Origin of the sequence: Asticcacaulis sp. YBE204 (genome assembly GCF_000495855.1) — a bacterium.
In the GTDB taxonomy this organism is placed as follows: Bacteria; Pseudomonadota; Alphaproteobacteria; order Caulobacterales; family Caulobacteraceae; genus Asticcacaulis.
The window spans coordinates 26,971-39,678 of sequence record NZ_AWGF01000005.1 but is presented as its reverse complement, the minus strand read 5'-3'; the positions used below and the strand labels follow the sequence as shown (position 1 = coordinate 39,678).

General features: G+C 55.0%; 9 protein-coding genes. 7 read left to right on the top strand and 2 right to left on the bottom strand.

Annotated features, from left to right (window positions below; all coding sequences use genetic code 11):
- The first annotated feature begins 108 nt into the window (after positions 1 to 108).
- The 5 genes from AEYBE204_RS0120225 (at position 109) to AEYBE204_RS29820 (ending at position 7,757) form a co-directional block, all read left to right on the top strand.
- Complete coding sequence (locus tag AEYBE204_RS0120225) at positions 109 to 2,457, top strand: PAS domain-containing protein (RefSeq protein ID WP_081724639.1); 2,349 nt, start codon at positions 109 to 111, stop codon at positions 2,455 to 2,457.
- A 416-nt stretch (positions 2,458 to 2,873) separates the two neighbouring features.
- Entirely contained in the window at positions 2,874 to 4,091 is a 1,218-nt protein-coding gene (gene trpB, locus AEYBE204_RS29835) for a tryptophan synthase subunit beta (RefSeq protein WP_023462168.1), read from the top strand.
- A gap of 475 nt (positions 4,092 to 4,566) precedes the next feature.
- Positions 4,567 to 5,511: a glucokinase gene (locus tag AEYBE204_RS39935; RefSeq protein WP_023462167.1), complete on the top strand. Its 945-nt coding sequence runs from the start codon at positions 4,567 to 4,569 to the stop codon at positions 5,509 to 5,511.
- A 97-nt stretch (positions 5,512 to 5,608) separates the two neighbouring features.
- Positions 5,609 to 6,394 (top strand): response regulator, encoded by a 786-nt coding sequence (locus AEYBE204_RS29825; protein ID WP_023462166.1) that lies wholly within the window; start codon positions 5,609 to 5,611, stop codon positions 6,392 to 6,394.
- A gap of 145 nt (positions 6,395 to 6,539) precedes the next feature.
- Positions 6,540 to 7,757, top strand: coding sequence for a tetratricopeptide repeat protein (locus AEYBE204_RS29820; protein ID WP_023462165.1), 1,218 nt, complete (start codon positions 6,540 to 6,542; stop codon positions 7,755 to 7,757).
- Positions 7,758 to 7,895: 138 nt separating this feature from the next.
- On the opposite strand, the gene AEYBE204_RS29815 is transcribed toward AEYBE204_RS29820, so the two are convergent.
- Both AEYBE204_RS29815 and AEYBE204_RS29810 read right to left on the bottom strand, forming a co-directional pair.
- Positions 7,896 to 8,321, bottom strand: a complete 426-nt coding sequence (locus AEYBE204_RS29815) for a helix-turn-helix domain-containing protein (protein ID WP_035441943.1) — start codon at positions 8,319 to 8,321, stop codon at positions 7,896 to 7,898.
- A 62-nt stretch (positions 8,322 to 8,383) separates the two neighbouring features.
- The gene (locus AEYBE204_RS29810) at positions 8,384 to 9,217 is read right to left on the bottom strand and encodes an EAL domain-containing protein (protein WP_081724638.1); all 834 of its coding nucleotides are present in this window, start codon (positions 9,215 to 9,217) and stop codon (positions 8,384 to 8,386) included.
- Between the two features lie 207 nt (positions 9,218 to 9,424).
- Between AEYBE204_RS29810 and AEYBE204_RS29805 the strand changes: the two genes are divergently transcribed.
- Both AEYBE204_RS29805 and AEYBE204_RS0120220 read left to right on the top strand, forming a co-directional pair.
- Positions 9,425 to 10,999, top strand: coding sequence for an ATPase domain-containing protein (locus tag AEYBE204_RS29805; protein ID WP_235068147.1), 1,575 nt, complete (start codon positions 9,425 to 9,427; stop codon positions 10,997 to 10,999).
- Positions 10,992 to 12,602, top strand: coding sequence for an ATP-binding protein (locus AEYBE204_RS0120220; protein WP_023462161.1), 1,611 nt, complete (start codon positions 10,992 to 10,994; stop codon positions 12,600 to 12,602). Before AEYBE204_RS29805 ends, AEYBE204_RS0120220 begins: the two co-directional genes overlap by 8 nt.
- Positions 12,603 to 12,708: the final 106 nt, after the last annotated feature.

Here is a 12,708-nt window from a genome sequence, read left to right as displayed (position 1 = left end):
ATCGCAGTCTTTCCGAGCCATGCGTGGGAAACCGAACGACATTTTTATTCGTAGCATGCCCATGGTCCTTCGTGATCACATTGCTCATTTGTTGCGGGGAGACATCCATTGAAGACCGTATCAGGTTCCGTCGGCACGTTCGAAGAGATCGCCGATACCTTGCCGGCACTTATCCGGATTACAGATTGTGATCGGAGGGTGGTATGGGCCAACGCAGCCTGGACACGTTTCAAAGGTCTGTCGCTGGCAGAGGTTTGTGAACGCGACGCGGTAGACGGTGTCCATCCGAACGATCGTTTGGAACTCGAACGGGTCTTCAATCATGGGTTTGATCATCAGGTTCCCTTTGAAGTCCGTTACCGACTGAGGCATCAATCGGGTGCTTATCGCTGGATATTGCATCAAGGGACGCCGCGTTACGACGGCAGCGGTGCCTTTACCGGTTTTGTCACCACGTGCATGGATGTCCATGAGTCAACTACGACTGATGCCCGCCATGCCCATTTCTCGGAAATAGCGACTGATATATTGATGATAACGGACGTCCATGGTGAAGTCATGCAGGTCAATAACGCCTGTGAGCGTGTATTGGGCTGGACGTCGGATCAGATATGCGGTCGGCCTGTCCTCGATTTTCTGCACCCGGATGATATTCCGGCAGCGGTATCTTCTCTGGAGAATATGCTGCGGGGCGAACAGGTGAATGCCTTCGAAAACCGGTATCGGACGCGGGACGGGGGTTATCGATGGTTGTCGTGGCGGTACCGCTACGACACGGAAGACGCCCTTTGCTATGCCTGCGCTGTCGACATCAGTCAGCACAAGACTTACCAGCTGGAACGTGAAAGCGCGATTCAACGCTATGATATGGCGATGACGGCCACCTCGGAAGGTGTGTGGGATTTCGATCTGGACACGCGCGAACTCAAGGTGTCGGATCGTTACAAGGAAATACTGGGCTATTCGGAAGGAGATACACCGCGTGATGCGGATGACTGGCTGGCCCTGATTGATCCGGCCGACCAGGCAAATGTATCGAAATCCTTCGATGATCACCTGGCCGGACTTACGGCGACCTATAGTGCCACTTTCCGAATGCAGCATAGGTCGGGCGCTTGGAAAACCATTCTCTCGCGAGGGGTAGCCTTGCGGGACACGACCGGAAAAGCCTACCGTGCGGTCGGCATCCACCGTGACATCACCGATCAGCAGAACCGAGAAAACGAATTGCACGCATTAAAGGAGCGCGCAGAATCGGCTAATCGCGCCAAGAGTGATTTCCTGGCTAATATGAGCCATGAAATCCGCACGCCAATCAATGCCGTCATCGGCGCCGCTCATATTCTCGGGCGGGGACCATTGCCGGAAGAGAAGCATCTCAAGGTCGTCAGTGTTTTGACGCAAAGTGCCAGCTCACTTCTGGATCTGATCAATGACCTGCTGGATCTGAGCAAGATCGAAGCCGGCGCGCTCGATCTGGAACGGACGCCCTTCGATGCTAGAGGTATTGTTTCCGATGTTCTGAAAACGCTCGAGATACAGGCCTCGTCGAAGGGACTGGAATTGCAACAGCAAAACCGGTGTAATTGTATCACCGAACGTCTGTTTGTCGGTGACAAGGGCCGCATCGGGCAGATTCTGCTGAACCTGTGCGCTAATGCCGTCAAATTTACGGAAACCGGGACGATCACGGTCGGGATCGACTGCCAGCCGACAACTGATCCGCAGATTGAAGAATTAAGATTCTTCATCAGCGATACCGGCGTCGGCATCGCACCTGAAAAACTGGACGCCATCTTTGGAAAATTTGAACAGGGTGATTCTCGCCTTAACCGACGCCATGGTGGCACAGGCCTCGGTCTGGCTATTGCTAAATCCCTGACCCATGCCATGGGTGGGCAAATAACCGCCCAAAGCGAAATTGGAGTGGGATCGACTTTCTCGGTACGCTTGCCCCTCGAGCGGCTGGGTGGACCGGTGGAAGACGACGGCGTGACCGACGCCCCCGACCTTCTGACGCAAGGCGCACGCGTCTTGATCGTAGAAGACAATGCCGCCAATATATTGGTCGCCACGCACTTCCTCAGTGAATTTGGTTATGACTACGAGGTGGCGGAATCGGGCGAGACTGCTCTGGCCAAAATCACTGAGGGCTGCCGTTATCATCTTATACTGATGGACATTCAGATGCCCGGCATGGACGGGCGGGAAACGACACGCCACATCCGCGCGTTCGAATTGCAACAAAATCGCGAACGCTGCCCAATCATCGCCATGACGGCGCACGCCCTGCTGACCGACAAGGCGCAATGCTTTGATGCCGGTATGGACGACTATATTGCCAAGCCCTTCGACCCGGATGTTCTGAAGGCCAAGATAGCTGAAGCGGTGAAGGCCTCCCGCCCGTCTCCCCTTACGCCCCCTTCTGATTCCGTGGTCTCAGAAGCCCGCCCGTGACGGGGCATGGGACATCGGTGAACTTAAAGCTGTTCCGGCATTATGCCAGACTGCGAAGGGAGGCTACGGGCCACGTTTGATACCCAGCCTTCTGAAACAATCTCGCCCCCTCAGGCGACGACTAAGGGACCTGGCTTCCATATGTCCGGCGGGATTCCGCAGTCCTCCCAGCGGCCCGTCGCAGGCTCTCAGGTTCTCCAGGCAGACCCGCCGTACCGCGACCGGATATACGAACGTTTTAAGGCAGGTCCGCTGACATCCCTTTATCCTTCGGTCTTTGGTCATATGCGCGACAGGCCGCCATCGACGCTCAGCACCTGACCGGTGATAGGTACCAGATTATCATCCATTCGATCACCGACAGCGTACAAGCGCTGGGGTATATGCCCACGAGAATTGGTAAGGGAACCTTCGCTTTGAACCTGCTCAGAAACAGCTATAACCAACCCGATAGTGAGGGACGGTTCGGTCAGTTCGGCGGACGATATGTGCCCGAAACGCTGATGCCGCTGGTCCTGGAACTGACCACGGCGTGGGAAGACGCCAAACGGTCATCAGAATTTTGGGTGCAATATCACAGCTTACTCACCTCATTTGTCGGACGCCCATCGCCCCTTTATTTTGCGGAGCGACTAACCAAGCACTATGGTGGGGCGAAAATCTATTTCAAGCGTGAGGAACTCAACCATACCGGCGCACATAAGATCAATAATTGTATCGGTCAGATTTTGCTGGCAAGGCGCATGGGCCGGACGCGGATTATTGCTGAAACCGGGGCCGGTCAGCACGGCGTTGCCTCAGCAACCGTTTGCGCTAAATTCAACCTGCCGCTCGTCGTTTACATGGGTGCGAAAGACGTTGAGCGCCAAGCGCAAAATGTTTTTCGCATGAAGCTTATGGGGGCAGAAGTCCTGCCGGTGACCGGTGGTGCCGGGACCTTGAAAGACGCCCTTAACGAGGCGCTGCGCGACTGGGTGACCAATGTTCACGATACCTATTACATGATCGGAACGTCCGCGGGGATGCACCCCTATCCGGAAATGGTGCGAGATTTTCAGGCCGTGATCGGTAAGGAAACGCGCGAGCAGATCTTAGAATGTGAAGGCTGCCTTCCAGACGCAGTTATCGCCTGCGTCGGAGGTGGGTCCAATGCCATCGGCATGTTTCATCCGTTCATCGACGACGAAACGGTTCGACTGATCGGCGTCGAAGCCTCAGGCCATGGTCTCGACGTCTATAACGGACATGCCGCATCGCTGAACGGCGGACGCCCCGGGGTACTTCACGGCAACCGGACCTACCTGCTTCAGAATGAAGACGGGCAAATTCTTGAAGGACATTCCATTTCCGCTGGGCTGGATTACCCGGGCATCGGCCCGGAGCATTCGCACCTGTTCGATACAGGCAGGGCGCAGTATCTTACCTGTACCGATAAAGAGGCACTGGACGCTTTCAGGCTGACCTGCAGGCTAGAGGGTATCATCCCGGCCCTTGAATCTTCCCATGCGATTGCAAAGGTCGGTGATCTGGCCAAAGAGGTGGGTTGTGGTGGCATCATCGTTCTCAATCTGTCCGGACGCGGCGATAAAGATATTGATACCGTAGCGACCCATATTGAGTCGGCACCTGCCTAGCCTGAGGATAACCATGCCTTATTTCCATTGTCACGTGGGTATGCGTGTGGGCCGGATGATTCGATCTTAGCCACACTATGCCCAGTAGGGTCATAGATAGTCCGGCCAGGCATATAATAGCTGCAATCAATGATTCTGATATTGCACAGAATCTGACCTCTAGCCGTTACATCAGTGCGCTTCGGGTAGACGCCTAAGCTGTAGCGACTGTGTGCCAGATGGATCGGAGCTTTCGGCGTCACGCGCTTTGGTATGATCGACGAGCCGTCACCGACCGTGCAGGCGTTATGAGGTCGTCCTGCTATTCCGCCCAGACGTCGGTAATCGTTCCTGGTATTCGCCGTGCGGAATTATCCCTCCAGGATGAACCCCTAATGAAAGGTGGCCGAGTTGCTCACATCATAACGCAATCTCAATACTTGTCCCATAATTGTGGTGAAATACTTAATAAAAATTTTCGCCTTGGGAGGCTGATATGGGGCTCGTACTTTTGGCCGATGTGTCCAATAGCGCACATCTGAAACTGGCTCTGGTCGAACAGGGCCAACGACACGATGAGGCGAGCTATTATCCCTGTCGATCATTGCACCAGTTTAGGCAAAGTGTGACCGAATTTATGACCGGTCACGGGGACCCCGCTATCGTGGCGACCGCCCTGTCAGCGGGTGGATGGGAGATTGATGGGGGGTTGACCATGCCCAATCATGGTTATCTACTGACGCGGGATTACCTGCGCGATTTAGTCGGCGTGCAGCGACTTCATATTGTGAATGACTGCGTGGCCAAGGCCATGGCCGTTCGACGCCTGAAAAATGCCGATCTTGAAAAGGTTTGTGGTGGTGTCGGTGATCCGGACCAGATCAGTGTTTTGATCGGCACAGGGCGCGGCTTGGGGACGGCCGGGATGGTCCCAGATCATCTCGGTGAAACCCTCATCCTGCCGTGCGAGGGTGGCCACTCCGATTTACCAGTGCGCAATGAACTGGAACTAAAAATCTATCGGCATCTGGAGCGGAAATACGGACATGTGTCCCGCGAACGGGCCGTCTCCTTGACCGGCCTCGTCGATATTCACAATTGTCTTTCGGACATTAATCCAGACGATATTAGCCCGACGACGCCATTTGCCATTGCTTTGCTGGCACGGCAGGGTGATCCAACCGCACTGGCTGCCGTTAGACTGTGCCAGACCTTCCTTGCAGACGCGACATCAGACGCCGCGCTTATGGCGGGCGCCCGCGGAGGCGTTTATCTCGCGGGCGAACTCATCCACATTGTTGAAGGCCTGTTCACCTGGACCGAATTTGCAGATCGCGTCGCGGACAAGGGCCGTCTGCATGGCTATGTGAAGGATATTCCGATCTATGTCATCAAAGCTCGTGATATCGAGCTGATCGGTCTCTCAACCCTATTCCAATAGGCGTGGTGAGACGCCGCTAAAGCGCCCACCTTTTTATTAATGATCCCGTGGCACCTTAACGTTCAGAAAATACAGCCGGAAGATTCCGATTAACGTCATGACTAAAACTGCTCTGATTATTGAGGATAGCTCCGTCCAGGCGACACTTATCGGCAAGATGATTTCAGGGCAGCCGGGATGGAATTACCTTCATTTTCTCACCCTGCGAGAGGGCCACGACGCGTTGTCGGTTTACCAGGTGCAAGCCGTCTTTCTTGACGTGTTTGTCGGTCCCTATAATGCCATTGACCATATACCGGCCTATCGCAAACGCACGGGTAACGCGCCCATTGTCCTGATGACCGCCGGATCCTCACGAGAAGCAATAAGCGATACGCTGGAGCGCGCCCGTCTGGCGCGAGCCGACTTCGTTTTGAGGAAACCGTTTACCGAAGGCGATATCAGCCATATTTTCAGCCAGGCTTTCCAGACGGCCGCCTCAGTCGAACGGCGAAAATCTGTTTTGGTCGTCGAAGATTCCCGGACGCTGCGGACCTATATAAAAGGCCTTCTCGAATTTTCGGGCTATTGCGTCCACGAAGCCGAAACAATGGAGCAGGCGTTCAAGGACGTCAATATTGCGCATGTGGATGCCGTCTTGTGCGATGTTTTCATGCCCGGTATGGGCGGACTTCAGGGCATGAGGCACATTAAGACGACGTGGCCCGCCGTGCCCGTTATTGCCATGTCAGCGGGACTTCAGGCGAGGGTTTCTGAATGTGACGTATTGCGTGCGACCGAGAAGCTGGGCGCGGATGCACAACTGCCAAAACCCTTCACCCCCGACGCTCTTCTTCTGAAGCTTGAATCCGTTCTACGTCGGCCTTTGCTGCTGGAGGGATGAGGACGCATCGTGGCGCTTGGGCCGAACAAAGTTGCAGTATTTGTAAGGCTTGTCGCACGCTACATATGATATCTCTCGATGCGCACGTCGTGTGAGTGCGGTCCAGTCACCTGTCAAGACTTTTAAATCCGGGAAGCCCGCCACCATGTCCATCTTGTGCAGATTCGGCCTCTGGCTGGTTCTATGGCTGACATTTTCCGCCGGACCAGGTTTGGCCAGTGACGGCGAAGAACGGATCGGCGACCAAGCGACGTCTACCAGCCTGGCGATCGGGCATTGGAAGAATGCCTGCCGTGAAGGGGCTGGGTCGCCATCAGCTTGCGCCAAGCTGGGTGGTGCATTTTTTGTGGGCTATGATAGCGTAAAACCCAATATAGGCGAAGGGCTGCGGTACGAAACCTATGCCTGTGAGGGGGGGCTGCCTTCCGCCTGCACCGATGTGGCGAACATGTATCATAAACTGGGTCGGTACAGCGAAGCGCGCACCGCCTATCGCACGGCCTGTAATGCCGGCGATGGAGGGGGATGTCGGAACCTGGCAGTTATGATGACAACCGGGCAAGGTGGCCCCGTCGATTTCGGCGGCTCAAAAGAGATGTCGACGAAAGCGTGCACCATGGGTGTCAGTGACATGTGTCAGATGGCAAGACGCCCTGGACCCACGGGGTATGATGAATTCCACGCAGCGTTTGCCCGCGCTGAAGCGCGAGACGTACCGGGAATGATTGCCCTGATGAAGACGTCCTGCTTCGAAAGGGGTTATTATGACGCCTGTGACCTCATTGCTCGCTGGAGCTTGGACGGAACGCAATGGCCCAAAGACATTAGTCTGGGGCGCGCGGGGTTGAAACAGGCCTGCGCCCTTGACCCCTCGAAAGGCTGTGCGCGCTATGCCGAAATGATTTTGCGCGGCGAGGGCGGCGCCATGTCGACTCCTGAAGCTTTCACGCTCTATCAACGCGCCTGTGATGCCGGGGACCGTGACGGATGTTACGGTGTGGCGAGCATGATGTATGCCGGTCAGGTCGGGGTCGTCGAGATGCCCGTCATCGTGGATCATCTAAATCGCGCGTGTCGTGATAATGGCCTGTCAGCGTGCGCTCTGCTGGCAAAAATCCTGCGTCATGGCGAAGGCAATATTGCGGCCAATCCCGAGAGAGCACGTGATCTTTATTTGCAGGATTGTAACACACGCTTCGGGCAAAGCTGTTTTGAGTACGCGACCATGCTCATGAAAGGGGAACTAGGCGGGCCATCCCCGGATCAGCGACGCTACGCCAAAGATGCTTTCGAGCGAGCCTGCCGGACTGGTGTTGTCGCTGCGTGCGATGCTGCCAAGACGACGTCAGATCCTGCCCCTTAGGTTCGTCAAGGTCGCGTAGCAACCGGATTCGACGACCCGTATCGGCTTAGCATGATGCGCAAAGCCTGTATCGACTGTGAGACGAAAACACCCGAAACCAGTGTCGCAGGACGGGGAGCTGGCTGACGGGGTTTCGCTTTAAACCCCGTCAGCTAGGGTACGCACTAGGGCGACCAGTCGTCGACGTTGACTCGCAGATCTGATTTCAGGAAAAAATTTGGCGAGCGTAAGCCCTTCGGGGGACTTCAGGAATTTTTGGATCGATGTCTCACTGGGAGAGAAATCCGCATAAACACCTTGGGACTGCCCGCAGCCCTCAAAAAAATAAACGATCGGAACCTTCAGCGCTGTGGCGATATCGAATAGTTTCGACGCGCTTATGCGGTTTGTGCCTTTCTCATATTTCTGTATTTGCTGGAATGTCAGGCCTATTTGCTCGGCCAGATATTCCTGGCTAAAACCAAGGGCCTTACGCCGTGCGCGAACGCAGGCGCCCACATGGATATCTACAGCATTGGGGCTGCCAGTATGTTGGGAATGGTGGATTGCTGGTGCTGATAACATCGTATTCTCACAAGGTCGCCTGAGGGCATTGCTGTGTTGGTGAAATAAGTGGAGGGTGTCCACTACGACATAATTTCTCGAAGTTCTCCTTCGGGGCTCAAGGGACCTGTCGCGGCCCCTTCGATTAGATCAAAACCTTTGAGCCGGGCAAATTCGATCTGGCGGGGACCGTCCGCGTCGGCGAGCAGGGTCACCTTTCCGTGATCCTGCATGCGACCCAGCCACCGGTCATGCTCTATCGTCCAGCGGCTGCCTGTCAGTTCCGGCGCCCAGAATGTAAAGCTATCAAAGTCACTCATTTCAAAGTCACCCTCAAAATTTCCCCCTGATGCGGAAACCAGACGACCAACTCTTATCCCGGCTCGCCTCATTTCTTCACTCATGGCGCGCGTTTCAACCGCCATAGGGCCGCGGAATTCCATTTCCAGGCGTTCCGGCGCTATCCAGCTTTCGAGAAGCAAGGCACTTAATAATCTAAAAACGGGTGCCACCGGCAACATTGACTCTTCGAGCGACACGCGAATGACCTTGTCGCCGGAGTGGGCCAACTGGCGAAATACCTGGAGCAAGACGGTGCAAAACAAGGATGGTCCAAAGGCCTCACCTGCCATGGCCCTGATGAGTTCCGTATAAGGAACGAGGCCGTGGTCAGCGGAGGCCCAATGAGGCATGGCACGAAAGCCGCAGACGATGCCTGTATCCACCTGACGCGTTGGGCTGTAGAAAACGTCAATCTGCTCTTCCAACAGGGCGCAAGCCAGCTGTGCTCGGCTGTAGGGCAGACTGATGCTCAGGGCGAACGACTTTGTGGGGGGGGAATTAACCCCGGACGGACTCTTCATTTGTGAAGCTGGAATTCTGCCCGGGACACGCGGTGTATTTTCGAAAGCGACCATGGAGCTACCCCACACTGCAAACCTTTGTTATGCAATTTTAGGGGTCAAAATCTTTCCAACCGGTTAAGATGGTGCGATGGGCCGTCTTCCCTACATGGCATAGCGATCGCTTGGCAAGTCCCCAACCCAGAAATACTGTCGGCCGCAGATCACTATAGGAAATTTGTATTCATTGAAGTCTTATTTGGCACGGCCAAATAATCCTCATTGAGCTCTGTAAACTGGGCAGGGGTATGGGTTGGCTACGACCGGATCAACTATTGGCTTGAAAAAATGTCGGATTTGAGAAGGGAAGCCCACCTGATTAAAACGGGCATGGTTGAACTCGACACCGTCTTGGGTGGCGGTTTGCCGCCTGACAGGGTTTACCTGGTCCATGGAACACCGGGTTCCGGCAAAACCACCTTGTCCCTGCAATTTCTTTTGGAAGGCGTCAGGAACGGGGAGAAGGTTCTCTATGTCACCCTGTCTGAGACGAGGGACGAACTCGCGGCCGTGGCGCACTCGCATGGCATGAACCTCGAGGGTGTGGAAATTTTTGAACTTCTGCCCGAGGAAAGAGATCTGGATCCGGAACATCAGTACACCATGTTCCAGCCGTCTGAAGTCGAACTGAATATAACGACAAAGGAAATTCTGGATATTGTTGATCGTCTGAAGCCGCGCCGGGTAATCATCGACTCGCTATCCGAAATCAAACTTCTCGCTCAAAATGCCCTGCGTTTCCGTCGGCAGGTGCTTGCTCTGAAGCAATATTTTTCCGGACGGGCCTGTACGGTCTTGTTTCTCGACGACAAGACTTCGGCTGGCGAAGATGCGCTTCAGTTAGAAAGTATTGCGCACGGAGTAATCAGCCTCGAACAGTTGTCGCCCGAATATGGCGCCGAGCGCCGCCGGCTAAGAATAACGAAGTTGAGGGGGCAGAAATATCGCGGGGGCTACCACGACTTCACGATTGTTAAGGGTGGTCTGACGGTATTTCCGAGAATAGTGGCCAACGAGCATGCCTTTCCGCGTGAAGGCGCACTTGTTAAAAGTGGTGTAGCCTCAATGGACGCTATGCTCGGCGGTGGCCTGAGGTCCGGGACAAGCGTGCTGCTGCTGGGACCGGCGGGAGTCGGCAAGTCGTCCTTATCGATTCAGTACGCAGTTGAAGCGGCCCGGCGAGGTGAGGCCAGCGTCCTGTTCACCTTTGACGAGCGTAAGGAGACGATGCTGGAGCGCGCGGACGGTTTGAACATGCCCTTACGGGAGTTTATCGACTCAGGTCTGATAGATGTGCGCGCCATAGATCCCGCCGAACTTTCACCCGGTGAATTCGCTCACCGGGTTCGACAGGCGGTGGAAGGCAATGGGCAGGGTTCGGTCAGGGTCGTGGTCATTGATAGCCTTAACGGCTATCTGAATGCCATGCCGGAAGAACGCTTTCTTACTGCGCAGCTCCATGAACTCCTAACCTATCTGGGCCATCTTGGCGTTGTCACCTTTTTAGTCGTGGCGCAACACGGACTTTTGGGTCAGGCGATGAAAACCAGTATCGATACCAGCTATCTGGCGGATACAGTAATCCTGTTCCGTTACTTCGAGGCCAAGGGGGAGGTCCGTCAACTGGTCTCTGTGCTGAAAAAGCGAAATGGTCAGCACGAGCGCACTATCCGTGAGTTTTCGTTGGGCGGAGAGGGGATATCCATTGGAAAACCTCTGACAGATTTCCAAGGCGTTCTGACCGGCACCCCCGTATTTCAGGGGCCGGGTGATCTCCTGATCGTGCGCGATGAGTAGCGAATTCGAGAAACGCGTGCTCGTGCTGGCTCCGACGTCGCGCGACAGCGCGATGACCAAGGCGCTTTTGCTTAAAGAAAATATCGCTGTGGAAATCTGTCCCGGCCTCAACGAGGTATGCAACGAGCTGAAAGTCGGCGCGGCCTGTCTGGTCATCAGTCAGGAAGCGGTGATCGGCGATAAATCTGGCAGGCTGCAGGCGACGCTTAGTAACCAGCCGGAGTGGTCAGACCTGCCCGTCATAGTGCTGACGCGCCCGGATGCTGATCAGATGGCGCTGCTTAATCGACTCACCCAGGTGGGCCACATGACGCTGATCAAGCGACCGGTCCATCTCGATAATTTTCTAAGCACCGTGCGGGCGGCGCTGCGAGACCGTCGACGTCAGTATCGCATGCGCGCCTATCTTCTTGAGCGGGCCGAAAGTGAAGTAGCGTTGACGGCGGCTGTAGAGAAGGCCATTGCCGCCAATAACGCAAAAAGCGAGTTTCTGGCCAATATGAGCCACGAGATCCGAACCCCGATGAACGCCATTCTCGGCTTGTCGCACATCCTCGCGAGAAGCAGCCCGTTAACGCCGCAGCAGCAGAAATATATTTCGACCCTAAACGGGAGCGGCGAAAGCCTGCTGATGCTGATCAACGATTTGCTCGACATCGCCAAAATCGAAGCCAGTGGCATCGAGATCGAAGCGATTGCGTTCAGACTGGATCTGTTGCTAACCGAAACGGCGGAGATGTTAACGCCGCGCGCCCATGAAAAGGGTCTCGAGGTTCGGTTAGGCCTGGATCATATCCAGGGAAAATGGTTTCAGGGAGATCCCACCCGAATTCGGCAGATTTTGACCAATCTATGTGGAAACGCCGTCAAGTTCACAGAACAGGGCAATGTTAGCATCGATGTCTCGACGATACCGGGCGAACAGGATGGCCATGAATTCGTCTCTATCAGTGTAAGCGATACGGGCAGCGGTATTGAACCGGGTCAGCTCACGAGGATCTTCGACAAGTTTACTCAGGCGGATAACACGATCAGCCGCAAGTTCGGTGGTACGGGGCTGGGTCTGGCCATCAGCAAGACCTTGGCTGAACTGATGCACGGTACCATTACAGTGGACAGCGATGTTGGCGTCGGCACGCGATTTACCGTGCACCTGCCGCTTACCCTCGCGGTGAGCCCAGGGACAGAGAAGGATGGGGTATCGGTAAAGGCTGAAGAAGTCCCGGAAACGAAGGGATACGTCTTGCTAGTAGAGGACTACGAGCCCAATATACTGGTGGCCGCAACCTTGCTGGAGGGGTTTGGCTACGAGGTTGACGTAGCCCGCAATGGCGCGATCGCTGTTGAGAGTGTTAAGGCGAGAACCTATGCAGCTATTCTGATGGACGTCCAAATGCCTGTCATGGACGGATATACGGCAACGCGCGAGATCAGGGCCGTCGAACAGGGTAATAACCATTTGCCAACGCCGATAATAGGTGTAACGGCGCACGCCATGTCAGCAACGCGCGATGAATGCATCCAGGCAGGAATGAATGATTTCATCTCAAAGCCCTTTGTCCCTTCCGATTTGCGAAAGAAACTAAGTCTGCTCATAAAATAATGCCGACAAGGTCGCTGGACGTGGATCGAAACAGTTTTGGTTAGGACGCTATCGTTCCCCATCCTGACAAGTGGTTCGATTGGCTCGAATCTGTGCAGATCCCGGA